We start from the raw sequence: 25,351 nt of genomic DNA on the forward strand, positions 1-25,351 counted from the left end.
GCTTTCACTGTTGCCCGCCGACGCTGGTCGAAAAAACCCTGTCGCCGCCGATCCAGACGCTTTTGATGTCGAGATCGTCCGAAAGCGAAACGATGTCGGCGGCGGTGCCCTTGGCGAAGCGCCCGAGCCGGTGCGACTGGCCGACCGCCTGCGCCGGATAGAGAGACGCCATGCGCAAGGCCTCCGAAAGCTCCACGCCCACGCTGCGATGGGTGAAACGCACGGCCGAGATCATGTCGAGATCCGCGCCGGCCAGCGTTCCATCGGCAAGCCGCAGGCTGCCGTCCTTGCGGTAGATGGTGCGGCCGTTGAGCGTGAAGGAGGTCATGTCGGTGCCGATCGTCGCCATGGCGTCGGTGACCAGCACGATCCTGCCCGGCCCCCTCTTGGCTCGGAGCGCTATTGCGATGGTGGCGGGATCGACATGGATGCCGTCGGCGATCAGGCCTGCGGACAGGCTGCCGATGTCGATTGCCGCGCCCGCCAGGCCCGGCTCCCGGTTGCCGATCTGGCTCATGGCGTTGAACAGGTGGGTGACCACGCTGGCGCCGGCCTCGCTGAAGGCTTTGGCCGTGGCGTAACCGCTGTCGGAATGGCCGAGGCTGACGATGATGCCGGCCTTGGCCAAGGCCGCCACGCGGGTCGCCCCGACGGATTCGGGCGCGATCGTGGTGAGCAGCACCGGGAGCTTGCCGCGCGCGGCCATCAGCATCGCCTCGTCCTTGTCCGTCATCGGCCGGATCAGCGCCGGGTCATGCGCGCCCTTGCGGGCGATCGACAGATGTGGGCCTTCCAGATGCAGCCCGAGAAACCCCGGTACTTTCCGCAGTGCCGACGCCTCGCCGGCGGCGATCGCCGCGGCGGTGGTATCAGCTGTATCGGTGATCAGCGTCGGCAGCAGCGCCGTGGTGCCGAACGGCGCATGCGCCCGGCAGATGGTCTCGATCGAGGCGATATCGGGGTGATCGTTGAGCATGACGCCGCCGCCGCCATTGACCTGGATGTCGACGAAGCCAGGCGCCAGCATGCCGCCGCCGGTGTCGAGGCGGCGCATATCCGCGGCAAGCGCGCCGGTGGGCAGGATGGCCTCGACCAGGCCGTCGCGCACGACGAGGGCATGACCGTCATGCCAGTCGTCGCCGTCGAATATCCGGGCGCCAGTCAGGGCAAAACGGTCGCTCATACTGTCTCCGTCACCTTGCGAAGGTTGCGCGGCGTGTCCGGATCGAGACCGCGGTGGCGCGCGAGAGTCTCGACGAAAACGTAGAAGGACACGATCAGCGCCAGCGGATCGGTCAGCGGATGGCCGGTAGCGACATGCGGCAGGCGCGTGGCCTTGGTGGCAAGCATCGAGGTGACGAAGACCGGCGCCCCCTTGGCCGCCAGGCTGTCGGCGGCTTCGGCCACGGACGGTTCGGACGCGTCGCGTGCGGCCAGCGCCAGCACTGGAAAATCGGGGCCGATCAGCGCCAGCGGGCCATGCATGACTTCGGCAGCACTGTAGGCCTCGGCATGCATGCCGCAGGTTTCCTTGAATTTCAGTGCCGCTTCGTTGGCCATTGCCGCGGATGGGCCGCGGCCGAGGATGAACAGCGACTTCTGCTTTTCGATCGTTTCGACGAGCACGCTCATCCAGTCGCAGGCGATCGCCTTGCCGAAATGCTCGGGCAAGCGGGCGAGCGCCTTGAGAAGCGCTTCGTCGCCGGTGGAATGCGCCATCAGAGCAAGGCCGGCGACGGCGGAATTGACGAAGGTCTTGGTCGCCGCGACGCTGCGCTCGGGCCCGGCCAGGATGTCGATCGCATGGTCCGAGGCACGCGCCAGCGGCGAATCGGCGGTGTTGGTGACGGCGATGGTCAGCGCGCCGCCGGCCCTTGCCGTCTCAGCCATCGCCACGATGTCGGGGCTCTTGCCCGACTGCGAGATGGCCAGGCACGCGGAGCCGCCGAGCCTGAGTTTGCGGCCATAGATCGAGGCGATCGAGGGGCCGACCGAAGCCACCGCCAGACCAGCGGTGAGTTCGACCGCGTATTTCATGAAAGTGGCGGCATGGTCGGACGAGCCGCGCGCCACGGTGACGACGAAATGCGGGTCGCGCTCGCGAATGCCGCGGCCGGCTTCGGAAAGCACGGCGCCGGAACCGTCGAGCAGACGGGCGACGGCCTGCGGAATCTCCTCGATCTCGCGCCGCATATGGGTCGGCTCAGTCGATTTGTTCGGCTCGGTCGTCATGGTCGGCCCTCTTCGCTCGGCCCTGTCAGCCGCAATTCGGCGACGAAATCATAGGCGTCGCCCCTGTAGATGGAGCGGGTGAACTCGATCACCTTGCCGCTTGCCAGATAGGAGATACGCTCGATGTGCAGGCCGGCAATGCCCGGCGGCACCTCGAGCAGGCGCGCGTCGCCGTCACCGAGATTGGCGGCCGAGATGCGCTGCACCGCTCGCACCGGCCTGTTGCCTGTCAATTCCAGGGCTGCGTAGAGCGAGGAGCCAATTCCAGCGGGGTCCGGCAGCACGCTGGCCGACAGCGAGGCGCGTTCGATCGCCAGCGGCGTGTCGTTGGCGATGCGCAGGCGCGCCACGCGCGCAACCAGTTCGTTCGACGACAGACCGAGCACCATCATCTCGTCGGGCGAGGGCGCGTAAAGGCCGCGGTCGAGCCAGGCCGAGCGCACCGCCATGCCGCGCCGCGCCATGTCCTCGGTGAAGGAGGTCAGCCGCGACAGCGACTGCTCGACCCGCTCCATGCGCGGCGCCACGAAGGTGCCGGAGCCGTGGCGCTGGACCAGGATGCCGCCCTTGACCAGGTCCTGCACCGCCTTGCGCACGGTGACACGCGAAATATCGGCCTTGATGGCGATGTCACGCTCGGAAGGCAGCGCGTCGCCGGGCCCGATCAGGCCGCGATTGACGGCATCCTCGATGCTCTTCCTGAGCTGCAGGTAAAGCGGCGCACCGCTTTGCGAGGATTGCTTGAGCGTAGCGAAGATCTGGTCGGCGGCGTCGTTCATCGAGCCGCTCCCCTCGGCGCGAACAGGCGGACCGCCATCTGCACGGCGCCGCCGAGCGCATCGTCGAGCGGCTCCCGAAGTAGCGCCCGGTAGCGTGCCGACAGGCGCGGCGCGTAGAGCGGCGCCAGCCCGCCGAGCAGGCAGAGCGGCGCGTCGTCCGCCAACTCCAGCGCGCCGAGCGAGGCCTCGACATCGGCGACCGCCTTGTCGAGGATCCAGTTGGCGACCGCGTCGCCCCTTTCGGCATGTTCGAACACTTTGGGGGCGAAGCCGCCGAAGTCGCCGGGCTTGGCATTGGTGGTGAACTCGACAACGTCCTCCGGATTGTCGCGGAACACGGCCATCATGCTGTCGGTCAACGGCGTGCGCGCGCGCACGCCGTCATGAGCAAGCAGGGTCTGTTCGAGCAGGTCGCGGCCGATGCGGGCGCCGCTGCCCTGGTCGCCGACCTGGAAGCCCCAGCCGCCGATGGCGCGTGACTTGCCGTTCTTGCGCGCCATGTAGGCGGTGCCGGTGCCGAGGATCGCCATGGCGCCGTCACCGGAACCGACGGCGCCTTCGAGCGCGATCTCGGCGTCGGTCTCGACGCGGCTGGTGCTGAACGGCAGAATCGCCTCGAGCTGCTGCCGGTAGGTGCCGACATTGGCGCCGGCAAGGCCGAGAATGGCCGGCGTTCGCGGGATCAGGTCCGGATCCTGGCCAGCGGCGACAAAGGCTTGCCGCGCCGCCTCGACGATGTTCGATCGCGCGCCCGTCAGGTCGGTGCGGATGTTGGCGGCGCCGCTTTTGGCGCGGCCGAGGACCGTGCCGTCCGCCATTGCCAGGGCCGCCCTGCAGCTGGTGCCGCCGCCATCGATGCCAAGCACGAATTTCACGTGATTTCTCCTCCGGGCCGATAATACCAATAAAATACCAATAGCCAAGGGTTAATTTCCGCTGCAAAAAGATTAGGGCATTTTTTATTGAAAAGCTTGGCCGTTTACCTGCGTCAGCGATTTCGGTACCGCGAATTTGTTAATGCGTGTGGACAAGTGGTATTTTTTTGGTATTGTTTTCCGAATTGGAGGAACTGGGATGGCCGAAACGCGCACTGAAGCGCTGCACAGGAACGCCGAGGGGCTGGATATCCAGGCACCCGAAGCCATCCTTGCTTCGCTGGCCGACGCGCAGGTCGAGGCCGCGAAGACCGTGCGCGATGCCATCCCTTCCATAGCCAAAGCAGCCGAGGTCATCGCGAGCTGCCTGAGCAACGGCGGCAAGCTTGCCTACGCCGCGGCCGGCAGCTCCGGCCTGATGGCGCTTGCCGATGCGCTGGAACTGCCCGGCACTTTCGGCATCCAGCGCGACCGCATCGCCATTCTGGTCGCCGGTGGCGACGACGCCTTCAGGACGCTGGCCGGCGGCCCCGAAGACGACACCGAGGAGGCCGCGACAGCGGTCGCCAACGCCGGCATCGGCAAGGGCGACTGCCTGATCGCAATCTCGGCCAGTGGCACGACGCCCTATGCGCTGCGGGCGATCGAGGAAGCCGCCCGTCGCGGTGCGGCCACCATCGGCATCGCCAACAACCGGGACTCAGCTCTGCTGCGTCTGTCTGGAACCGCCATCCTGCTCGAAACCCCGCCGGAAGTGATCGCCGGCTCGACGCGCATGGGCGCAGGCACCGCCCAGAAGATCGCCCTCAACATGCTGTCGACGCTCGCCGCCATCCATCTCGGCCATGTCCATGACGGCTACATGGTCAATCTCATGGCCGACAACAGCAAGCTGCGCGACCGCGCGGCGCGGATCGTTGCTGCCATCAGCGGCGGCAGCCGCGACGACGCGGCCCGCCTGCTCGAAAAGAGCGGCGGTGCGGTCAAGACCGCCATTCTGCTTGCCGCCGGCGCCGACAGCGCTGACACGGCGCAGAAGATACTGGAAGAGGCCGGCCAGAAGCTGCGGCCGGCCCTTTCCGCGCTGGGGCATGATCCCGAAAAGTGGAGACCGCTTTTCGGAAAAGATCATGCTCGAACGAAGAAATAGAGCCTGTTTCATCCCGATTTCCATCGGGGTGAAGCAGGCTTGCGAGGGGAGCAAGGGGCGCGACGCCCCTGTTCTCATCAAAACCGAACCTGAAAAAGGTCAACAGGGAGACTGAGCATGACAACGAAACTACTGACGGCACTGCTTCTGGGCACCAGCATTCTCGGCTCGGCCGGGTTGGCTCACGCCGAGGACGTAACGCTCAACATCGAAAGCTGGCGCGGCGACGACCTTGCCATCTGGAAGGACAAGCTGATCCCGGCCTTCGAAGCCAAGAATCCCGGCATCAAGGTGGTGTTCGCGCCGTCGGCGCCGACCGAATATGACGCGGCCCTCGGCGCCAAGCTCGCCGCCGGTTCGGCGGGCGACCTGATCACCTGCCGCCCGTTCGACAAGTCGCTCGAGCTGTTCAAGAAGGGCAACCTCGCCGACCTCTCCTCGCTGCCCGGCATGGACAATTTCTCGCCAGTGGCCAAGTCCGCCTGGCAGACCGACGACGGCAAGGCGACCTTCTGCGTGCCGATGGCGTCCGTCATCCATGGCTTCATCTACAACAAGGACGCCTTCGACAAGCTCGGCATCAAGGTGCCGGAGACCCGCGATGAGTTCTTCGCCGCGCTCGACAAGATCAAGGCCGACGGCACTTACATCCCGATGGCGATGGGCACCAAGGATCTCTGGGAAGCCGCGACCATGGGCTACCAGAACATCGGCCCCAACTACTGGAAGGGCGAGGAGGGCCGCGCGGCCCTCATCAAGGGCGAGCAGAAGCTGACCGACAAGGACTGGGTGGCGCCCTATGAGGAACTGGCCAAGTGGAAGCCCTATCTCGGTGACGGTTTCGAGGCTCAGACCTATCCGGACAGCCAGAACCTGTTCACGCTCGGCCGCGCCGCCATCTACCCGGCCGGCTCGTGGGAAATCGGCCTGTTCAACACCCAGGCCCAGTTCAAGATGGGCGCCTTCCCGCCGCCGGTCGAGAAGGCCGGCGACACCTGCTACATCTCCGACCATACCGATATCGGCATGGGCCTGAATGCGGGCTCCAAGCATGCGGACGCGGCCAAGACCTTCCTGTCCTGGGTGGCCTCGCCGGATTTCGCCACCATCTACGCCAACGCGCTGCCGGGCTTCTTCAGCCTGAACTCCTCGCCGGTGAAGATGGAAGACCCGCTGGCGCAGGAGTTCGTCTCCTGGCGCGGCAAGTGCAAGTCGACGATCCGCTCGACCTACCAGATCCTGTCGCGCGGCACGCCGAACCTCGAGAACGAGACCTGGGTCGAATCGGCCAATGTCATCAACGGCACCGATACGCCGGAAGCCGCTGCCAAGAAGCTGCAGGACGGCCTCGACAGCTGGTACAAGCCCGCCAAGTAAGGCTCGGGCAATGAGCTGGGCCGTTCCAGGTGGACGGCCCAGCGTTTTTCGATAGCATCGACTGCGAAGGACGGCGCCGCTCCTTATCCCGCCAGCCGGCACCTTCTCCCCGTACAGTGACGGTGAGAAAGGAAGTTGCCGCAACGCTGGCGACCTCCTCTCTCCGTTCTTCACCAGGAGAGGGTAAGGATGAGGGGCAGCGCTGTTGTCGAAAGCATTTTCCCAGACCTGATCGGCGGGGACCGAACTCATGGCCGCAGATATCAGACCGAAAAGACCGTTCCGCTGGCATATCGCCGTCTTCCTGGCGCCGGCGGTGCTCGTCTACACGGCGATCATGATCCTGCCGCTTGCCGGCACTTTGCAGCTGTCGCTGTTCCGCAACATCGAGCAGTCGCAGGTCTTCGTTGGGCTGGACAATTTCCGCACCCTGTTCGGCGATCCCAACTGGTCGGTGAATTTCTGGAATGCGCTGCGCAACAATGTCTGGTTCTTCATCATCCACATGCTGGTGCAGAACCCGATCGGCGTGCTGCTGGCCGCTCTTCTGTCCAGTCCCAGGCTGCGCTTCTCGGCCTTCTACCGCACGGCGATTTTCGTGCCGACCATCCTGTCCTTCGTCATCGTCGGCTTCGCCTGGAAGCTGATCCTGTCGCCGCTATGGGGCGTGGCGCCGCATATGATGGATATGGTCGGCCTCAAAAGCCTGTTCACGCCGTGGCTAGGCAAGGAGCAATATGCGCTGACCGCGCTTAGCCTGGTCTCGGTGTGGCAGTTCGTCGGCATTCCGATGATGCTCATCTACGCCGCGCTGCTGTCGATCCCCGACGAGGTGATCGAGGCGGCCGAATGCGATGGCATCACCGGCCTGGCGCAGTTCTGGAAGATCAAGCTGCCGCTGATCCTGCCCTCGATCGGCATCATCTCGATCCTCACCTTCGTCGGCAATTTCAACGCCTTCGACCTGATCTACACCGCGCAGGGCGCACTCGCCGGGCCGAATTATTCGACCGACATCCTCGGCACCTTCCTCTATCGCGCCTTCTTCGGTTTCCAGCTGCAGGTCGGCGATCCCAACATGGGCGCCACCATCGCCACGATCATGTTCCTGATCATCCTCGGCGGTGTCTGCGTCTACCTCTTCCTCATCCAGACGCGCCTGCGTCGCTACCAGTTCTGAGGATTGGAGATGTCACGGCTGAATGCCCCCCTCTGGCCTGCCGGCCATCTCCCCCTCAAGGGGGGAGATCAGATGTCGCAACTGCTTTCGCCAATCGTCGATGCTGCAAGATGGGCGGTAAGATCAAAGCTGCCAATCTCCCCCCTTGAGGGGGAGATGTCCGGCAGGACAGAGGGGGGTGCCCTGGCGCCAACCTCTCTGAGCACTCGAGAGGCTTTCCAATGAGCACCGCCACACGTTCGCTGCCCCGCACCATCGGCGCCCATGCGGTCCTGCTGACCTACACGGCGATCGCGCTGTTTCCGGTGATCCTGGTCATCATGAATTCGTTCAAATCCCGCGCCGGCATTTTCGGCGCGCCTTTGACGCCGCCGACGCCAAAGACCTTCGACCTGATCGGCTACACCACGGTGATCGGCCAGGGCGACTTCATCCACTATTTCCAGAACAGCCTCGTCGTCACCGTCGCCTCGCTGTTCTTGGTGCTGCTGTTCGGCGCCATGGCTGCCTTTGCGCTGTCGGAATACCGCTTTCGCGGCAATACGCTGATGGGCCTTTATCTGGCGCTGGGCATCATGATCCCGATCCGGCTGGCCACCGTCGCCATCCTGCAATTGATGGTGGCGAGCGGGCTGGTCAACACGCTGACGGCGCTGATTCTGGTCTACACCGCGCAAGGCCTGCCGCTGGCTGTCTTCATCCTTTCGGAATTCATGAAACAGGTGTCCGACGACCTGAAGAACGCCGGCCGCATCGACGGCCTGTCGGAATACACCATCTTCTTCCGGCTGGTGCTGCCGCTGGTGCGGCCATCGATGGCGACGGTCGCCGTCTTCACCATGATCCCGATCTGGAACGATCTGTGGTTCCCGCTGATCCTGGCGCCGTCGGAAGAGACCAAGACGGTGACGCTCGGCGCGCAGCTCTTCCTCGGCCAGTTCGTCACCAACTGGAACGCCATCCTGGCCGCGCTCTCGCTGGCGATCATGCCGGTGCTGATCCTCTACGTCATCTTCTCGCGGCAGCTGATCCGCGGCATCACGTCAGGAGCGGTGAAGTGATCGAGGGGCGGCAAATCCTCGTAGGGCCGCGCTGCACCTCACCCGGCGCTGCGCGCCGACCTCCCCATCGAGGGGGAAGCGCCGGGTGGGGTGACACCCTCTCGAGAGAAAGTGGAGTAGTCAGGTGAGCGACAAACCACCCCTTCGCGTCGTCGTCGCGGGCCTCGGCAATATGGGCCGCAGCCATGCGTTGGCCTACCACACCAATCCGGGCTTCGAGGTCGCGGCGCTTATCAACCGCTCCGACGTGCCCCTGCCGGACGGGCTGGCGAGCTATGGCATCAAGCGCTCCTTCGAGGATGCGCTGCGCGACGAAAAGCCCGATGTCGCCTGCATCGCCACCTATTCCGACAGCCATGCCGACTATGCGGTGAAGGCGTTCGAGGCCGGCTGCCATGTCTTCGTCGAGAAGCCCCTGGCAACGACGGTGGCCGATGCCAGGCGCGTCGTCGCGGCCGCCAGGGCCAATGGCAGGAAACTGGTGATCGGCTACATCCTTCGCCATCACCCGTCCTGGATCAGGCTCATCGCCGAGGCGCGCAAGCTTGGCGGCCCTTATGTTTTCCGCATGAACCTCAACCAGCAATCCTCCGGACACACCTGGGAGACGCACAAGCAGTTGATGCGCACGACCTCACCGATCGTCGACTGCGGCGTGCATTATCTCGACGTCATGCTGCAGATCACCGACGCCAGGCCGGTCGAGGTGCGCGGCATGGGCGTGCGGCTGACCGACGAGGTCGCACCCTCCATGTACAATTACGGTCATCTCCAGGTGCTGTTCGATGACGGCTCGGTCGGCTGGTACGAGGCCGGCTGGGGACCGATGATCTCGGAAACCGCCTTCTTCGTGAAGGATGTCATGTCGCCCAATGGCTGCGTGTCGATCGTCATGAAGGAGGGCGTGAAGTCCGACGACATCGACACCCACACCAAGACCTCGACCATCCGCCTGCACAGCGCGGCAACCGGCGCGGACGGCAAGTTCGCCAAGCCGGATGAGATGCTGTCGATGGAGGGCGAACCCGGCCACCAGGATCTCTGCGATCTCGAACAGGCTTTTGTCCTCAAGGCGATCCGGGAGGACCTGGACCTTACCAAACATATGGACGACGCAGTCAAGTCGCTCGCCGTCTGCCTTGCCGCCGACGAGAGCGTGCGCAGCGGGAAGGCGGTGCGGTTGTGACCAGCGAATTGTCGGCAGAGGTTGCGCTCTACGGCGCCCCCCTCTGGCCTGCCGGCGATCTCCCCCTCACGGGGGGAGATCGGATGTCACCACGGCTTTCGCCAATTATCAGCGCCGGAGAAAGGCGCGAGGCCTCGAAGCTGCCAATCTCCCCCCTTGAGGGGGAGATCGCCGGCAGGCCAGAGGGGGGTGCCCTGGCGCCCGCTTGTCAATTTGGAGGACTGCCGTGGGCTCCCTGAAGATCGAAAACGTGAAAAAAGCCTTCGGGCCGGTGGAAGTGCTGAAGGGCATCGACCTCGAAGTGACGGATGGCGAATTCGTCGTCTTCGTCGGCCCTTCGGGCTGCGGCAAGTCGACTTTGCTCAGGGTGATCGCCGGGCTGGAGGATTCGACCTCGGGCCGGGTTGTCATCGATGGTGCGGATGTCTCGGCCACGCCGCCGGCGAAACGCGGCATCGCCATGGTGTTCCAGACCTATGCGCTCTATCCGCATCTGACGGTGAAGAACAATATGGGCCTTGGCCTCAAGCAGGCCGGCACGCCGGCGGCCGAGATCGACCGCCGCATCGGCATCGCCTCGTCCATGCTGTCGCTTGAGCCCTATCTGGAAAGGCGTCCCGCGGAACTCTCGGGCGGCCAGCGCCAGCGCGTCGCCATCGGCCGCGCCGTGGTGCGCGAGCCAAAGCTGTTCCTGTTCGACGAGCCCTTGTCCAATCTCGACGCGGCGCTGCGCGTCAACACGCGGCTGGAAATCGCGCAGCTGCATCGCCGCCTCAAGGCGACGATGATCTACGTCACCCACGACCAGGTCGAGGCGATGACGCTGGCGGACAAAATCGTGGTGCTGAATGCCGGAAAAATCGAGCAGATCGGTGGACCGATGGAACTCTACAATGCGCCGGCAAACGAGTTCGTGGCCGGCTTCATAGGCTCGCCGAAGATGAACTTCATCGACGGCACTCGCCTCGGCGAAACCGCCAAAACCATCGGCGTGCGGCCCGAGCATCTGACCGTTGATCCGAAATCCGGCGCCTGGAAAGGCACGGTCGTGCATGCCGAGCACCTCGGCGCCGACACCAATCTCTACCTCGACTGCGAAAAGGCCGGGCTGATCACCGTGCGCATCTTCGGTGTTTATGACGCCGAGCCCGGCGCGACGCTCTACGCGACGCCGGATCCGGCGAGGACCTACCGGTTTGGGGCGGACGGGAAGGTGCTGAAGTAAGCTGGCGACTGGTCTTCCTTCTCCCCTTGTGGGAGAAGGTGTCGCCGAAGGCGACGGATGAGGGGTGTTCCAGGGAACGCCAGCGCCTCACTCCGCTGGAGCACCCCTCATCCGTCTCGGCGCTGCGCGCCGATCCACCTTCTCCCACAAGGGGAGAAGGAAGAATGTCGGGACTACTCGTCCGCCTTGAACGTCTGCTTCTGCTGGCCGAGCCCTTCGATGCCCAGCTCCACCACGTCGCCAGCCTTCAGGAACACCGGCGGCTTCATGCCCAAGCCGACACCGGGCGGCGTGCCTGTCGAAATAATGTCGCCGGGATGCAGCGACATGAACTGGCTGAGATAGGACACGAGATAGGCGACGCCGTAGACCATGGTCTTGGTCGAGCCGTTCTGCATGGTCTTGCCGTTGACGGTCAGCCACATCTTCAGGTTCTGCGGGTCTGCTACTTCGTCCTTGGTCACCAGCCACGGACCGGTCGGGCCGAACGTGTCGCAGCTCTTGCCCTTGGTCCATTGGCCCTGTCGCTCGGCCTGGAAGGCGCGCTCGGACACATCGTGCGCGACGCAGTAGCCGGCGACATAATCGAGCGCATCGGCCTGGCTGACATATTTCGCTGTTTTGCCGATGACCACGCCGAGCTCGACCTCCCAGTCGGTCTTCTCCGAGCCGCGCGGGATCAGCACGTCATCGTCCGGTCCGACGATGGCCGAGCTGGCCTTCATGAAGATGATCGGCTCCGGCGGCACGGTGGCCCCGGTCTCGGCGGCGTGATCGGAATAGTTGAGGCCGATGCAGATGAACTTGCCGGTGCCGGCAACGCAGGCGCCGAGCCGCGGCTTGCCGGAAACCGCCGGCAGCGACTTTGCGTCGAGCTTGGACAGCATCTCCAGCGAGGCCGGATGAAGCGTGGTGCCGGCAATGTCGGCGACATGGGCGGAGAGATCGCGGATCGTTCCATCCGCATCGAGCAGGCCGGGACGTTCGCTCCCCACCTCGCCATAGCGCAGCAGTTTCATTTAAACCCTTCTCCTGGTTGCGGCCTCGCGGCCTTTTGCAAACGCTTCACCGAAATGAATGGCTCTTGAGGAAGCCGGCGGACCGTACCACCGGCCTGATCCAGGGCAAGCGCGGACACCATATCGTGATAGCCGGTGAGCGGGATTTTCAGACTCCTCGATCCGGTCAGATCGACCAGCCACCATCGATGTTGTAGGCCTGCCCGGATGTGTAGGTGGCGCCGGCCAGGTAGACGGCCAGATCGGCGATTTCCTCCGGCGTGCCCAGCCGGCCCATCGGCTGGCGCGCGATGAAGGCCGCGCGAGCCGCTTCATAATCACCCTGCGCATGCATGCGATCCTGCAGCGACGGGCTTTCGACCGTACCGGGGCAGATGGCGTTGCAGCGTATGCCCTTGCCGACATAATCGGCCGCGATTGCCTTGGTCAGGCCGATCACCGCAGCCTTGGTGACGCCATAGGCGAAACGGTTCGGCACGCCCTTCTGCGAGCTCGCCAGCGAGGCCATGTTGATGATCGACCCGTCGCCGCGCTCCAGCATGCCGGGCAGCACGGCGCGGATGGTGCGGACCATGGCGCGCACGTTGAGATTGAAGGCAAAATCCAGATCGCTGTCCTTCATCTCCAGGATCGATCCCGAGTGGACGAAGCCGGCGCAGTTGAACAGCACGTCGACGCGGCCGATCCCGGCGAAGGCGGTGGTGACCGCCTCGTCGTTGAGCACGTCGACCTTGCGGGTTTTGATTCCCGCCGTCTTGGCGAGTTCCGCCAGCAGCGTCTCGTTGATGTCGGTGGCGTGGACCACGGCACCTGCCTTGGCGAAGGCGAGCGCGCTTGCCTTGCCGATGCCTTGCGCCGCTGCCGTGATGACGACGACCTTGCCTGCCAGATCCGCCATGCGCTGTTCTCCTCTTGGGTCAACTGCCTTTATCGGCGGCCTGCGAAGGCGTCATGTGCCAGTCACAGGCCATGATGTGGCCTGCTGTGTCAGTTCACAGATAAAGATGTTTTTTCTCGTTAAAGAACATAAGCCCGAGCGTCAAGCCCGAACCCGATCTCCATTGTGACAGCATGGAACGTCAGTCGCCGTAGGGCACCCAGACATTCTTCACCTCGACGGCGCGGCGCAGCAAGGCGTCGCCCGCAGCCTCGTCGGAGGCCCAGTCCAGGCTGCGGCCATTGCCGCTCCAGATGCGCTTGAGGTTGCCGATGGACTCGGCCTCCGCCTTGGCGCAGGTCTCGGCGTCGGCGAACAGCCAGAGCCCGTCGACATCGTCATGCTTGGCCAGCACGCCGGCAAGTTCGGCCGTGCGCCCGGTGACGATGTTGATGGTGCCGGCCGGAACGTCGGAATATTCGATAACCTGATAGAGATCGGTGGCGAGCAGCGGATGGCGCTCCGAAGGCACCGCGACCACCGTGTTGCCCATCGCCAGCGACGGCGCGACCAGTGAGATGAACCCGAGCAGCGGCTGATTGTCGGGCGCCACGATGCCGACGACTCCAATCGGCTCATGCAATGCCAGCGTCACGGCCCGTGCCGGCGGCTGGTGCACGCGCCCCTCGAACTTGTCGGCAAGTCCGGCATAGAGAAACAAGCGCTCGATCGACTGGTCGACCTCCTCGCGTGCCGCCTTTGCGGTCGCGCCCGTGAGCTGGACGAGACGGGCGGCGAACTCCTCCGCCCGGCCGGAGAGGTTTTCCGCCAGATAGTAGAGCACCTGTGAGCGGTTGTAGGCGGTCGCCTCCGGCCAGCCCTTGCAGGCTCGCGCGGCCGCGACGGCGTCGCGTATATCCTTGCGGTTACCGAGCCCAACCTCACCGGCGAGCTTGCCCTTGGCGGTGGCTATCGCCAACGAGTAATTGCCGTCCGGCCGGACTTGCTTGCCGCCGATGAACAGTTTTGCCGTCCGGTCGATTGCCGCGCCATCGGCCTGCTCGACCGGTTGTGTCGAGGCTACCGCCGGCTTGATGACGGGACCAAGCGGGAGTTTTGCCGTGAGATATTCGAACATGCCTTCGCGCCCGCCCTCGCGGCCGAAACCGCTCTCGCGATAGCCGCCGAAGCCACAGGCGGCGTCGAACATATTGGTGCCGTTGACCCAGACGACACCCGCTTTCAATTGCGGCGCGACGTGCAAGGCAAGGTTGACGTTTTCGCTCCACACCGAAGCGGCAAGGCCATAACGAGTGTTGTTCGCGAGCTCGACCGCTTCCTCGGTGTTGCGGAATGTCATGGTCGCCAGAACGGGGCCGAACACTTCTTCCTGGGCGAGAATATTAGCCGGCGAAACGCCGGTAGCGAGGGTCGGCAGATGGTAATAGCCGGATGAGGGCAGCGCCGCATCCGGCTGCCAGCAGACCGCCCCCTGCTTTGCGCCCTCGGCGATCAGGCCCTTGACGCGATCGAGCTGCGTCAGATCGACCAGCGGGCCGATATCGGTGTTCTTGTCCAGCGGGCTGCCGACGCGCAGCCGGCTCATCCTGACCTTGACCTTAGCGATGAAGGCGTCGGCGATGCCTTCTTGCACCAGCAGCCGCGAACCGGCGCAGCAGACCTGTCCCTGGTTGAACCAGATGCCGTCGACCAGACCTTCGACGGCACTATCGAGATCGGCATCGTCAAATACGATGAAGGCCGACTTGCCGCCAAGCTCCAGCGACAGTTTCTTGCCCGAGCCGGCGGTAGCCTTGCGGATGATCTTGCCGACTTCGGAAGAACCGGTGAAGGCGATCTTCTGGGTACCGGGATGGGTGACGATGGCCGCACCCGCTTCCGGGCCGCCCTGCACGATGTTGACGACGCCTTTCGGCACGCCGGCTCGTTCGCAGATCTCGGCGAACAGGATGGCTGTCAGCGGCGTGAATTCGGCCGGCTTCAGCACCACCGTGCAGCCGGCGGCCAGCGCCGGCGCGATCTTCCAGGCCAGCATCAGCAGCGGAAAATTCCACGGGATGATCTGGCCGACGACGCCGACGCTCTTGTGGCCGGGGAACTCCCTGTCCAGCGCCTGCGCCCAGCCGGCATGATGGATGAAGTGGCGGATCGCCAGCGGCACGTCGATGTCGCGGCTCTCGCGGATCGGCTTGCCATTGTCGATTGTCTCAAGCACCGCGAACAGGCGCTGGTGTCGCTGCATGGCGCGGCCGATGGCGTAGAGCACTTTGGCCCTGGCATAGCCCGACGAGGCCGACCATTTCGGCAGCGCCTTGGTGGCCGCCACGACCGCCGCGTCTATGTCGGTGGCGCCGGCATCCGACACCTTGGCCAGCAGCTTGCCGGAAGAAGGCTCGCTGGTCTCGAAGGTCTTGCCGCCGCCAGCCGCCTTCCAGGTGCCGTCGATGAACAATGCCTTGGAAAAATCGCGCCCGGCAAGCCACGCGTCCGCCTCGTTGCGGGCTTCCGGCGCCGGGCCGTATTCCATGGCGTGATAGCGTTCGAGGATGTTCATGGGGTGCTCCAGATAATTGTCTCGGCAGGAGCTCTGTCGCGCCCCCCTCTGTCCTGCCGGACATCTCCCCCACAAGGGGGGAGATCGGCAGTTTCAGCGCGTCGCTGACCTTGCGATGCTGAAAGTTGGCGAAAACAAAGAAGCGCGTGATCTCCCCCCAAGTGGGGGAGATGTCCGGCAGGACAGAGGGGGGCGCCGTAGGGTGCGGTCTTCAAGGCTTCACTCCGCCTCACGCCATCGCGTGGCGGTGATTGGCCGAATAGTGCCCGGTCAGGTGATGTTCGAGCTGCCGCTCGATGTCCGTCAGCAGGCTCGAGGCGCCGAAGCGGAACAGCTCCGGTTCCAGCCATGGCCGGCCGAGTTCTTCCTTCATCAGCACCAGCCAGTCGAGCGACACCTTGGCGGTGGAAATGCCGCCGGCCGGCTTGAAGCCGATGAGATAGCCGGTCTCCTCGAAATAGGCCCTGATGGCGCGCACCATGGCAAGGCCGACGGGCAGCGTGGCGTTGACGCTTTCCTTGCCGGTCGAGGTCTTGATGAAATCGGCGCCCGCCATCATCGCCACCATCGAGGCCAGCATCACGTTGCGCAGCGTGGCGAGGTCGCCGGTGCCGAGAATGACCTTCAGATGCGCGTCACCGGAGGCGGCGCGCATCGAGACGATCTCGTTGTAGAGCTCCCGCCATTTGGCCCCGAACACCAGGCCGCGCGGGATGACGACGTCGATCTCGTCGGCGCCGTCGCGAACCGAGGCCTCGATCTCCTGCAGCCGGGTCGACAGCGGCGCAAGGCCATGCGGGAATGCGGTGGAGACGGCGGCGACATGGATGCCGGTGCCGCGCACGGCGTCGACCGCGGTAGCGACGAAGGGATGGTAGACGCAGACGGCGGCCGGGCGGATGGTTTCATCAGCAATGCCCAGGCCCTCGGCGATGTCGCGGCGCAGCGGATTGATCGCCTTGGCGCAAAGCCGGCGCACGCGCTCTTCCGTGTCGTTGGAGTTCAGCGTCGTCAGGTCCATGCAGGCTATCGCCCGCAGCAGCCAGGCCGCCTGGTTGTCGGCCTTGATCGAGCGCCGCTTGGTCAGGCTGGCGACGCGCCGTTCCAGCGCCGAGCGATTGACGCTGCGCACCGATTCCAGGAAGCCCAGGTCGAGCTTCATGCCGGGATTGCGCGCGATGCGATGATCCAGCGGGAGGGCGGTGTTGGCCGCGGCGCGCGCCGGCAGCGGCATCACCTTGGCCTCGGCCTCGCGGATTGTGCTGCTCATCTCCTGCCCTTTCACTCAGCGACTGCGCTTATGTCTTGGTGCATGTCGTCCTCCCAAAACCGTTGGGCACTTTTGGGCGACACGCACGAAGATAGCCCGCGAAGCCGCGCTTCACGAGTCCTCAAGCGAGGGATAGATGAAAAAGGCCGCGAAAGCAGCTAATTTTTGACCAGAAGGTCAAAAGCTCGATCGTCGGGGGAGAGCAGGCCTCAGCCGACGAAGGCGCGCTCGACGACAAAAGTCGAGGGATGGCTGAGCGAGCCTTCCTGGAAACCAAGGCTCTCGGCCATTTCCTTGACATCCTTGAGCATATGCATCGAGCCGCAGATCATGATGCGGTCGGTCTCGGGATTGAGCTTCTCTATGCCGAGGTCGGCGTAGAATTTGCCGGAGCCGATGAGCGCGGTGATGCGGCCCATGCGCGCCGACTCCTCGCGGGTCGTGGAGTTGTAAAGCGTGACGCGGCCGCCGGTCAGTTCGCCGATCAGCGGGTCGCTTTCGAGTGCCGCCACCAGTTCCTGGCCATAGGTCAGCTCGGCATTGTCGCGGCAGGTGTGGGTCAGGATCAACTGTTCGAATTTTTCATAAGTGTCAGGGTCGCGCAGCAGGCTGGCGAAGGGCGCGATGCCGGTGCCGGTGGAGATCATGAACAGTCGCTTCGCCGGCGTCAGCGCGTCGACAACCAGCGTGCCGGTCGACTTCTGGCGCATGATGACGGTGTCGCCGACCTGGATCTTCTGCAACTCCGAGGTCAGCGGGCCGTCCGGTACCTTGATGGAAAAGAATTCCAGCTCTTCGTCCCAGGCCGGGCTGGCCACGGAATAGGCGCGGAACACCGGCTTCTCGGCATTGGGCAGGCCGATCATGACGAATTCGCCGGAACGGAAGCGCAGCGACTGCGGACGGGTGATGCGGAACGAGAACAACCGGTCGGTGTAGTGTTTCACCGAGACCACGGTTTCGGCATAGACATTGGCCGGAATCGGAAATTGCAGCGGGCGGGCGCCGGCGGTGCTGAACGCGGATGTGGTGTTCATCAAATCCAACCTTCTGGCCCAACTCACGGACGCGGGCGCCAAACCTTATTCCTGCGCGCCCGAACCGTTCAGGTCCCGGCGTGCTGCTCGCACACTCCAAAGCGGTAAGCTCTTGTGTCCGGAATTTATTAGTATACAAACGATATTTGCGTCAAGATGCCGTCGTAAAACACCTTTCCAAACTGTGACATATCCGTAGTCCCAGCATTTCGGGTTTCGACAATGAAAGAGAATTTTTCGGTGCAGCAGCCGGATTCCCTGGGCAGTGTCGTCGCCGGCATCGATGTCGGCGGAACCTTCACCGACCTGCTTCTGATCGACGGCAGGAACAATGGCAAGGTGCATATCGCAAAGACGCCGACCACGGTCGACAACCAGGCTTTCGGCGTCGTATCGGCGCTTGGCGCCACGGGTTTCCCCGTCGACGGCATCGACCTCATCGTACACGGCACGACCACCACGACCAATGCGGTGCTGGAGCGCAGGCTGGCCAGGACCGGCATGATCACCACGCGCGGCTTCCGCGACGTGATCGAGCTTGGCCGGCGCACGCGGCCGCAGCCCTATGGCATGACGGGCACCTTTATCCCGGTCATCCCGCGCAACCTGCGGCTCGAAGTGTCGGAACGGGTCGAAGCGTCAGGCGCCGTCCGCACGCCGCTCGACGAGACCGAAATGCGCGAGGCGGTGAAGACGCTGATCGATGCCGGCTGCGAATCCCTCGTCATCCACTTCCTGCATTCTTACGCCAACCCTTCGCACGAGCGGCGCGCCGCCGAGATCGCCAGCCAATTCTGGCCGAACGGCTACATCACCACGGGCCATGCGCTGCTGTCGGAAGCGCGCGAGTTCGAGCGCGGCGTCACCGCCTCGGTCAACGCTTCGGTGCAGCCGATCCTTGAGCGTTATATCGAGCGGCTGCGCAAGGAACTTGCCGGCAAAGGCTATGCCCGCGATTTCCTGATCATGAACGGCAATGGCGGCATGATCTCGGCCCGCTTCGTCACACGTGAATCGGCCAAGACCGTGATGTCCGGCCCGGCCTCGGGCGTCATTGCCGCCGCCTATACGGGCAAGCGCGCCGGCTTCGAAAACCTCGTCACCTACGACATGGGCGGCACCTCGACCGACGTGGCGCTGATCCGCAACGCCGAACCGGCGGTTTCGAACGAGATCGAGATCGAATACGCCATGCCCATCCATGTGCCGATGGTGGCGGTGCATACGGTCGGCGCCGGCGGTGGCTCGATCGCGCGCGTCGACGCGGCCGGCCTGATCCAGATCGGCCCGGAAAGCGCTGGCGCCAATCCCGGCCCGATCTGCTACGGGCGCGGCGGCCTGGAGCCGACCATCACCGACGCCAATCTGGTGCTCGGCCGGCTGGCGCCGAAGAAGCTGCTGGCGGTCGACAATCCGGTCACATCAGAGCGCGTCACCGGCATTTTCGAGGACAGGATCGGCAAGGCGACCGGCCTGTCCGGCGTCGAAGCGGCCGGTGCGGTGCTCAGGCTCGGCAACATGAAGATGGCCGGCGCCATCCGCATGGTGTCGGTGTCGCGCGGCCACGACCCACGCGATTTCGCGCTGTTCGCCTTCGGTGGCGCGGGGCCGCTGCATGCCACGGCCTTGGCACGCGAACTAGGCCTGCCCAGGGTACTGGTGCCGGCACGGCCCGGCATCACCAACGCGCTCGGCTGCGTCGTCGCGGACCTACGCCACGACTTCGTCAACACCATCAACCAGCCCGTAGGCGTGCTCGACGAAAGCCAGCTCCACCAAGTGTTGGAACGGCATCGAAACGAAGGCGAGGAGCTGATCGGCAAGGAGGCGGTGAAGCCGGAAACCATCCGCGTCACCCATTCCGCCGACATGCAGTTCGTCGGCCAGACCCACATCATCAACGTGCTGCTCCCGTCCTCGTCGGTGACCCGGCGGGAGCTGCAGGCCCTGTTCGAAAGGGCCTATTTCGCGCGCTTCAAGGTCGAGCTGCCGGAAATCCGCGCCAATCTGGTCAACCTGAACACCTCGGTGACGGGCGTCAGGCCGGCGATCGATCTGTCGCGGCTGATCGACCCCGCCGGGCGGGCAAAGACGCTCGACGATGCAAGACGCGAGATCCGGCCGGTCTGGTACGGCGGGCGCTGGCATGACACGCCCGTATACGCACGCGAAGAACTGCCGCTCGATGCGGTCATCGAAGGGCCCGCGATCCTCGAACAGATGGACGCCACCACCGTGCTCGAACCCGGCGACCGCGCCCGCTCGGACGCCGACGGCAACATCATCATCGACATCGGCGAGGCCTGAGATGCAAAAGCTCGACGCCATCACGCTTTCGGTCCTCCAGGCGGCCTTGCAGCAGGTCTGCGACGAGATGGACCTGACCTTTTCCCGCGCCGCCTTCTCACCTGTCATCGCAGAGGCCAACGACCGTTCCGACGGCATCTATTCGGCCGTCGACGGCTCGCTGATCGCGCAAGGCAGCCAGGGCCTGCCGGTATTCGTCGGCGTCATGCAATATTCGACCAGGACGGTGATCGAGATGATCGCCGACGGCCGCTGCCTGGCCCCGGAGCCGGGCGACATCTACGTCGTCAACGACCCGTATCTCGGCGGCACGCATCTGATGGATGTGCGCTTCGTCATGCCGGTCTATCGGAACGGCAAGATTTTCTGCTGGCTGTCGAACACCGGCCATTGGCCCGACATTGGCGGCTCGGTGCCCGGCGGCTTCTCGGCTTCGGCCACGGCGGTCGAGCAGGAAGGCTTGCGGCTGCCGCCGGTCAAACTGTTCAAGAAGGGCCTGCTCGACCCGGAGATCTACGCCATCATCTGTTCGAATATCCGCGTGGCCGACCAGCGCATCGGCGACATCAGGGCGCAGGCTGCCGCACTGCTGATCGGCCAGGACAGGCTCAATGGAATCCTGGATCGTTACGGTGACGAAACTGTTGTCGAGGCAATCGCAGAACTGCGCCGCCGCGCCGCCGAGCAGATGCGCGCCAACATAGCGGCCATTCCCGACGGAACCTACCGCTCAAAGGCCTTCGTCGATTCCGACGGCGTGGTCAACGAGCCGCTGACAATCGCGCTCGCCGTCGAGAAGAAGGGCGACACCCTGACTTTCGATTTCGCCGGCTCGTCAAAACCCTGCGCGGGGCCGATGAACAGCGTGCTGGCGACCACCTTGTCCTCGGTTTATCTCGCCATGCGCCATATCTTCCCCGATGTCCCGATCAGCGCCGGCGCGTTCGAGCCGCTCGAGGTCAAGCGGCCGGAGGGTACTTTCCTGGATGCCAGATATCCGCGCCCGGTCTCGGGCTGCGCAGCGGAAGTGTCGCAGCGCATCGCCGAGGCGGTGTTCGCGGCCATGGTGCAGGCGCTGCCCGACAAGGTGACGGCGGCGCCCGCCGGCTCCAGTGGCAATTTCGCGCTCGGCGGCAACGATCCGGCGCGCGGCCGCGACTATGTCATGTACCAGATTTCCGGCGGCGGCTATGGCGGCAATGCCGGCCATGACGGGCTGAGCAATGGCTGCTCGACCATCGGCATCTCCAAGTCGCCGCCGGTCGAGATCATGGAGCAGGCCTTTCCGGTGCTTTACCGTCACTATGCCTTGCGCGAGGGCTCTGGCGGCGCCGGCAAGCATCGCGGCGGCTTTGGCCTCGCCTACGAGGTCGAGATCCTGCGCGGCGAGGCTCGGGCCTCCTTCGTCATGGACCATGGCCGCTTCGGCCCGCAGGGCGCGCTCGGCGGCAAGGACGGCGCGGTCAACACCGTCACGGTTTTCCGCAATGGCGAAGAGCATGTGCCGCCGCACCTCTCCAAGGAGCAGGACATCCCGCTCATGGCGGGTGACCGCGTGCGCGTCGGCACGCCGGGCGGTGGCGGCTATGGCGATCCGCTGGAGCGCGATCCGGAACTGGTCGCGCGTGACGTCAGGCTTGGCTATTATACGGCCGAACAGGCCAGGGATTTGTTCGGCGCGGCATGAACTCGCCGGCCTCAGCCGATCCGAATGTTCAACCGGCAGACCATCATCTCCTATCCAGCCTCGCCACCAGCCGGTCGCCCACCCACTGGATGCCGCAAACCAGGATGATCAGCACGATCACCACGGCGATCATCACTGACGTCTCGAACCGCTGGTAGCCGTAGCGGATGGCGAGGTCTCCGAGGCCGCCGGCGCCGATCGCGCCGGCCATGGCTGAGGCGCCGACCAGCGTCACCAGCGTCACGGTGAAGCCGGCGACGATGCCTGGCAGCGCTTCCGGCACCAGCACCTCGCGGATGATCGTCCAACGGTTGCCGCCCATGGCGCGCGCCGCCTCGATCAGGCCGTGGTCGACCTCGCGCAGCGACACTTCGGCGATACGCGCGTAGTAGGGCGTGGCGGCGATCGACAGCGGCACGATCGCCGCCCAGGTGCCGATCGAGGTGCCGACGATCAGCCGCGTCACCGGGATCAGCGCCACCAAAAGGATGATGAACGGCACCGAGCGGAAGCCGTTGATGACGGCGCCGAGCACCCGGTTGACCCAAAGATTCTCGGCGATGCCGGCACGTTCGGTGGCGATCAAGGCGAGACCCAGCGGCAGGCCGAACACCAGCGAGATGAGGCCGGAAGCGGCCGTCATCAGCACCGTCTCCCAGATTGACCGCAAAAGAAGCTCAAACAGAATCGGCGACATGGCCAAGCACCTCCACCCGCGCCTGGCGGGACTTTAGGAACGTGATCACCTGGGCGAGATGGCTTGCATCGTCGCCGGGAATGGAGAGGAACAGCGTTCCCACCGGTTCCTGCTGGATGTGATCGATGCCGCCATGGACGAGGCGGAACGGGCCAGGCGCGGTCGCTGCAAGATCGAACAGAAGCGGGCTCCGCGCGGCCTCGCCGGCCACATCCACGCGCACAATGGTCTCCGCGCCGGCTGACGGCGCCAGCCGAGCCGAGAGCTCGGCTGGCAATTGCGGCCGGATGGCGCCGAGCAGGCTTTTGGTGATCTGCGACCGCGGCTCGGCAAACACCGACCACACCGGGCCTTGCTCGACGATGCGCCCTGCATCGATCACCGCCACGCGGTCGGCGATCGAGCGGATCACCTCCATCTCATGGGTGATCAAAAGGATGGTCAGGCCAAGCTGCCGGTTGATGTCCCTCAGCAAGGCGAGGATGGACCGCGTCGTCTCCGGGTCAAGCGCGGAGGTGGCTTCATCCGACAACAGCAGCGCCGGCCGCGCGGCCAACGCCCTGGCGATGCCGACGCGCTGCTTCTGCCCGCCCGACAGTGACGCCGGATACGCCTTGGCCTTCTCCGACAGGCCGACGAGGTCAAGCAGTTCGGCGGCGCGCCGCAGCCGCTCCGCCTTCGGGCGGCCCTCGATCTTGAGCGGCAGCGCCACATTCTCCTCGACCGTCTTGGCCGACAAAAGGTTGAAATGCTGGAAGATCATGCCGATGCGCCGCCGCAGCGGCTGCAGGTCGCGCTCGCCGAGCCGGCTGATCTCGCGGCCTTCGATGAGAACCTCGCCGGAATCTGGCCGTTCCAGGCCGTTCAGGCAGCGGATCAGCGTCGACTTGCCGGCGCCGCTGCGACCGATAATGCCGAGAATCTCGCCCTTGCGCACCGTCAGCGAAATGCCGTCGAGCGCCGCCGTGGCGCCGAAGCGGCGCCTCAGGTCGAGAAGACGTACCACGTCCTGGGACGCGTCAGGCTGGCCCTGGATCGGGCCGACGGTCTTTGATGCCGCGAAATGCTGGTTCATGCGTGTTCCTGTTCTCGTCATCCGAAAACGAAATTGCGGCCCGCGCTCGAGCGCGGACCGCTATAGCTGTCGAACCGGGCGCCCGGTCCGTTCTCAATAGGCGCTGAGGCCGGTTCCCTTGTAGACCTTGTCGAATTCGGCCTTGACCGCCTCATTCTGGTAGGACGCGACCAGCGTCTTCACCCAGGGCTCGTTCTCATTGCCGACCTTGACCGCGATGAAGTTGCGATAGGGGTTGTCGGCAATGGGCTCTTGCGCGATGCGGTTTTCCGGCGTCAGGCCGCTTTTCAGCGCCCAGTCGGTATTGACCACGGCGGCATCGAGATCCTCGACCGAGCGTCCGACAATGCCGGCGTCGAGCTCCTTGATCTCGACCTTCTTCGGGTTTTCCGCGATGTCGGCGGTGGTGGCGAGAATGCCGGTGCCGTCCTTCAGTTTGATCACGCCTTCGTTCTGCAGCACGCGCAGCGCCCGGCCTTCGTTGGAGGGATCGTTCGGCACGCCGATCACCGCGCCCTCGGGCAGGTCGGCGATCTTCGTGTATTTTTTGGAGTAGAGGCCGATCGGCCAGACGCCGGTATAGCCGACGCGCACGATGTGGTAGCCTTGTGTCTTGATCTGGTTGTCGAGATAGGGCTGGTGCTGGAAGGCATTGGCGTCGATCTCGCCGCGCTCCAGTGCCTCGTTGGGCTGGGTGTAATCATTGAACACAACGGTCTCGATGCTGAGGCCCTTTTGCGCCGCCTGGGCGACGACGACGCGCCAGACATCCTCGTCCTCGCCGCTGATGATGCCAACCTTGATCGCCTTCTTGTCCTCGGCGAACGAGGCGCTGGGCGCAACCAGCCCGGTGACCGCGACTGCCGAAGCGAAAAGCAAAGCAAGACCCGCGCGCCGGTTGAAGTGTGACGAAAGAGAAGATGGAAAAGTGTTCCTGAAATCGGACATGATGGATCTCTGCGGTTGCGAAGTCACAAAAGCCGGGCGGAATGCCGAGCCTTGCCCTGATCATCAGAAACTCTACGGATATTATCAAAGAACCGCGTTCCCCGGTTCGCCTCAAACTCCGGAATATTCTCTCAAAATTTGCTGGACGGCGAGCACGCCGGCCTAGCCGCACCGAGCGGGCCGCAGCGCCGCCGTTGAGCTGATGAACGCACTTTTCCGTAGTGTCTCGGTTTGCGATCTGGCCGGTCTGCTGGCGCATTCCGCTCTGAATCCCTATATGCCTGGAGGAAAGCACAGGAGATTTCATGATAGCCAAATGTACAACCGCTGAAGAAATGGCTCAAACCGTAGGCGTTGAGCCGACAGCATTCCGTGAAGCGCTACGCAGTGCCAAGTTTCCCCGAAAACGCGGTACTGACTGGGAAGTGACGATCGGCGGCCCGGCGTACTCAGGAATGCGTACCATCCTGGCATCTCTCATACGGCGCAAGGCGGCCTGATTCCGACCGGCCCAAAAGGTCACATGTTTTCAATCGCGCCGCTTTCGAACGGTGACCATGTCGAGGCACCTGCGGAGCTAGAGAAACTAGCCGACCAATGTTTCTCAGCCGACTTCCGGACGATCTCGGCGCGCCGCTCTGGTGCCAAGTTCTCGGCGCTTCTTTTCGCCTCTCGCCTCAGCACTTCGCGGCGGGTCCTTGCCGTCGTCAATCACGTCGTCGGCTTTCTTCGCCTATGAGAGGTTCTCCTGGTCGAAGGGATTCATAAACCTCCCCATCCCTGGGTAGAAGGTT

Annotated in this window: 20 protein-coding genes; 8 read left to right on the forward strand and 12 right to left on the reverse strand. The window is 64.5% G+C overall.

What is annotated here, in order from left to right:
• Positions 1–4 precede the first annotated feature (4 nt).
• From nagA to LB551_RS08780, 4 genes are read right to left on the reverse strand one after another with little or no spacing between them, the layout of a single operon-like run.
• Positions 5–1,183, reverse strand: coding sequence for an N-acetylglucosamine-6-phosphate deacetylase (nagA, locus tag LB551_RS08765; RefSeq protein WP_224658914.1), 1,179 nt, complete (start codon positions 1,181–1,183; stop codon positions 5–7).
• Positions 1,180–2,232 carry an SIS domain-containing protein gene (locus tag LB551_RS08770; protein WP_224658915.1) on the reverse strand — a complete coding sequence of 351 codons (1,053 nt, stop codon included), beginning with the start codon at positions 2,230–2,232 and terminating at the stop codon, positions 1,180–1,182. Before LB551_RS08770 ends, nagA begins: the two co-directional genes overlap by 4 nt.
• Entirely contained in the window at positions 2,229–3,011 is a 783-nt protein-coding gene (locus LB551_RS08775; protein ID WP_224625284.1) for a GntR family transcriptional regulator, read from the reverse strand. The genes LB551_RS08770 and LB551_RS08775 overlap by 4 nt, the downstream gene beginning before the upstream one ends.
• Positions 3,008–3,886, reverse strand: coding sequence for an N-acetylglucosamine kinase (locus tag LB551_RS08780; RefSeq protein WP_140551695.1), 879 nt, complete (start codon positions 3,884–3,886; stop codon positions 3,008–3,010). Before LB551_RS08780 ends, LB551_RS08775 begins: the two co-directional genes overlap by 4 nt.
• Positions 3,887–4,085: 199 nt before the next feature.
• Between LB551_RS08780 and LB551_RS08785 the strand changes: the two genes are divergently transcribed.
• The 6 genes from LB551_RS08785 to LB551_RS08810 all read left to right on the forward strand — a co-directional run bounded on the left by LB551_RS08785 (position 4,086) and on the right by LB551_RS08810 (position 11,065).
• Positions 4,086–5,036 carry an N-acetylmuramic acid 6-phosphate etherase gene (locus LB551_RS08785; RefSeq protein WP_140551694.1) on the forward strand — a complete coding sequence of 317 codons (951 nt, stop codon included), beginning with the start codon at positions 4,086–4,088 and terminating at the stop codon, positions 5,034–5,036.
• A gap of 117 nt (positions 5,037–5,153) precedes the next feature.
• Positions 5,154–6,413, forward strand: coding sequence for an ABC transporter substrate-binding protein (locus LB551_RS08790; protein WP_140551693.1), 1,260 nt, complete (start codon positions 5,154–5,156; stop codon positions 6,411–6,413).
• 250 nt (positions 6,414–6,663) lie between these two features.
• Positions 6,664–7,593, forward strand: coding sequence for a carbohydrate ABC transporter permease (locus LB551_RS08795; protein ID WP_224658916.1), 930 nt, complete (start codon positions 6,664–6,666; stop codon positions 7,591–7,593).
• Positions 7,594–7,814: 221 nt separating this feature from the next.
• Positions 7,815–8,654, forward strand: coding sequence for a carbohydrate ABC transporter permease (locus tag LB551_RS08800; RefSeq protein WP_224658917.1), 840 nt, complete (start codon positions 7,815–7,817; stop codon positions 8,652–8,654).
• Positions 8,655–8,778: 124 nt separating this feature from the next.
• A complete protein-coding gene (locus LB551_RS08805; RefSeq protein ID WP_224625279.1) occupies positions 8,779–9,840 on the forward strand; it encodes a Gfo/Idh/MocA family protein in 1,062 nt (353 codons plus the stop codon).
• 226 nt (positions 9,841–10,066) lie between these two features.
• Complete coding sequence (locus tag LB551_RS08810; RefSeq protein WP_224658918.1) at positions 10,067–11,065, forward strand: ABC transporter ATP-binding protein; 999 nt, start codon at positions 10,067–10,069, stop codon at positions 11,063–11,065.
• 173 nt (positions 11,066–11,238) lie between these two features.
• On the opposite strand, the gene LB551_RS08815 is transcribed toward LB551_RS08810, so the two are convergent.
• The 5 genes from LB551_RS08815 to LB551_RS08835 all read right to left on the reverse strand — a co-directional run bounded on the left by LB551_RS08815 (position 11,239) and on the right by LB551_RS08835 (position 17,843).
• A complete protein-coding gene (locus LB551_RS08815; RefSeq protein WP_140551688.1) occupies positions 11,239–12,084 on the reverse strand; it encodes a fumarylacetoacetate hydrolase family protein in 846 nt (281 codons plus the stop codon).
• A gap of 166 nt (positions 12,085–12,250) precedes the next feature.
• Entirely contained in the window at positions 12,251–12,982 is a 732-nt protein-coding gene (locus LB551_RS08820) for an SDR family oxidoreductase (RefSeq protein WP_224658920.1), read from the reverse strand.
• A gap of 181 nt (positions 12,983–13,163) precedes the next feature.
• Positions 13,164–15,536 carry an aldehyde dehydrogenase family protein gene (locus tag LB551_RS08825; RefSeq protein ID WP_224658921.1) on the reverse strand — a complete coding sequence of 791 codons (2,373 nt, stop codon included), beginning with the start codon at positions 15,534–15,536 and terminating at the stop codon, positions 13,164–13,166.
• 229 nt (positions 15,537–15,765) lie between these two features.
• The gene (gene deoC, locus LB551_RS08830) at positions 15,766–16,806 is read right to left on the reverse strand and encodes a deoxyribose-phosphate aldolase (RefSeq protein WP_224658923.1); all 1,041 of its coding nucleotides are present in this window, start codon (positions 16,804–16,806) and stop codon (positions 15,766–15,768) included.
• 209 nt (positions 16,807–17,015) lie between these two features.
• The gene (locus tag LB551_RS08835; RefSeq protein ID WP_140551684.1) at positions 17,016–17,843 is read right to left on the reverse strand and encodes a ferredoxin--NADP reductase; all 828 of its coding nucleotides are present in this window, start codon (positions 17,841–17,843) and stop codon (positions 17,016–17,018) included.
• 222 nt (positions 17,844–18,065) lie between these two features.
• On the opposite strand from LB551_RS08835, the gene LB551_RS08840 reads away from it, so the two are divergent.
• A complete protein-coding gene (locus tag LB551_RS08840) occupies positions 18,066–20,150 on the forward strand; it encodes a hydantoinase/oxoprolinase family protein (protein WP_224658925.1) in 2,085 nt (694 codons plus the stop codon).
• Between the two features lies 1 nt (position 20,151).
• A complete protein-coding gene (locus LB551_RS08845) occupies positions 20,152–21,837 on the forward strand; it encodes a hydantoinase B/oxoprolinase family protein (protein ID WP_224658927.1) in 1,686 nt (561 codons plus the stop codon).
• Between the two features lie 43 nt (positions 21,838–21,880).
• On the opposite strand, the gene LB551_RS08850 is transcribed toward LB551_RS08845, so the two are convergent.
• The 3 genes from LB551_RS08850 to LB551_RS08860 all read right to left on the reverse strand — a co-directional run bounded on the left by LB551_RS08850 (position 21,881) and on the right by LB551_RS08860 (position 24,557).
• Positions 21,881–22,534, reverse strand: coding sequence for a methionine ABC transporter permease (locus tag LB551_RS08850; protein WP_224658929.1), 654 nt, complete (start codon positions 22,532–22,534; stop codon positions 21,881–21,883).
• Positions 22,515–23,609, reverse strand: coding sequence for a methionine ABC transporter ATP-binding protein (locus LB551_RS08855; RefSeq protein WP_224658930.1), 1,095 nt, complete (start codon positions 23,607–23,609; stop codon positions 22,515–22,517). Before LB551_RS08855 ends, LB551_RS08850 begins: the two co-directional genes overlap by 20 nt.
• Before the next feature lie 93 nt (positions 23,610–23,702).
• The gene (locus LB551_RS08860) at positions 23,703–24,557 is read right to left on the reverse strand and encodes a MetQ/NlpA family lipoprotein (protein ID WP_224626646.1); all 855 of its coding nucleotides are present in this window, start codon (positions 24,555–24,557) and stop codon (positions 23,703–23,705) included.
• Positions 24,558–25,351: the final 794 nt, after the last annotated feature.

Origin of the sequence: Mesorhizobium sp. BR1-1-2 (assembly GCF_020165435.1) — a bacterium.
GTDB lineage: Bacteria > Pseudomonadota > Alphaproteobacteria > Rhizobiales > Rhizobiaceae > Mesorhizobium.

Bases quoted from the DNA above. Each gene is read 5' to 3' on its own strand.
- nagA (WP_224658914.1), bottom strand. From the start codon at position 1,183: ATGAGCGACCGTTTTGCCCTGACTGGCGCCCGGATATTCGACGGCGAC.
- LB551_RS08770 (WP_224658915.1), bottom strand. From the start codon at position 2,232: ATGACGACCGAGCCGAACAAATCGACTGAGCCGACCCATATGCGGCGC.
- LB551_RS08775 (WP_224625284.1), bottom strand. From the start codon at position 3,011: ATGAACGACGCCGCCGACCAGATCTTCGCTACGCTCAAGCAATCCTCG.
- LB551_RS08785 (WP_140551694.1), top strand. From the start codon at position 4,086: ATGGCCGAAACGCGCACTGAAGCGCTGCACAGGAACGCCGAGGGGCTG.
- LB551_RS08790 (WP_140551693.1), top strand. From the start codon at position 5,154: ATGACAACGAAACTACTGACGGCACTGCTTCTGGGCACCAGCATTCTC.
- LB551_RS08795 (WP_224658916.1), top strand. From the start codon at position 6,664: ATGGCCGCAGATATCAGACCGAAAAGACCGTTCCGCTGGCATATCGCC.
- LB551_RS08800 (WP_224658917.1), top strand. From the start codon at position 7,815: ATGAGCACCGCCACACGTTCGCTGCCCCGCACCATCGGCGCCCATGCG.
- LB551_RS08815 (WP_140551688.1), bottom strand. From the start codon at position 12,084: ATGAAACTGCTGCGCTATGGCGAGGTGGGGAGCGAACGTCCCGGCCTG.
- LB551_RS08820 (WP_224658920.1), bottom strand. From the start codon at position 12,982: ATGGCGGATCTGGCAGGCAAGGTCGTCGTCATCACGGCAGCGGCGCAA.
- LB551_RS08825 (WP_224658921.1), bottom strand. From the start codon at position 15,536: ATGAACATCCTCGAACGCTATCACGCCATGGAATACGGCCCGGCGCCG.
- deoC (WP_224658923.1), bottom strand. From the start codon at position 16,806: ATGAGCAGCACAATCCGCGAGGCCGAGGCCAAGGTGATGCCGCTGCCG.
- LB551_RS08835 (WP_140551684.1), bottom strand. From the start codon at position 17,843: ATGAACACCACATCCGCGTTCAGCACCGCCGGCGCCCGCCCGCTGCAA.
- LB551_RS08840 (WP_224658925.1), top strand. From the start codon at position 18,066: ATGAAAGAGAATTTTTCGGTGCAGCAGCCGGATTCCCTGGGCAGTGTC.
- LB551_RS08845 (WP_224658927.1), top strand. From the start codon at position 20,152: ATGCAAAAGCTCGACGCCATCACGCTTTCGGTCCTCCAGGCGGCCTTG.
- LB551_RS08850 (WP_224658929.1), bottom strand. From the start codon at position 22,534: ATGTCGCCGATTCTGTTTGAGCTTCTTTTGCGGTCAATCTGGGAGACG.
- LB551_RS08855 (WP_224658930.1), bottom strand. From the start codon at position 23,609: ATGAACCAGCATTTCGCGGCATCAAAGACCGTCGGCCCGATCCAGGGC.
- LB551_RS08860 (WP_224626646.1), bottom strand. From the start codon at position 24,557: ATGTCCGATTTCAGGAACACTTTTCCATCTTCTCTTTCGTCACACTTC.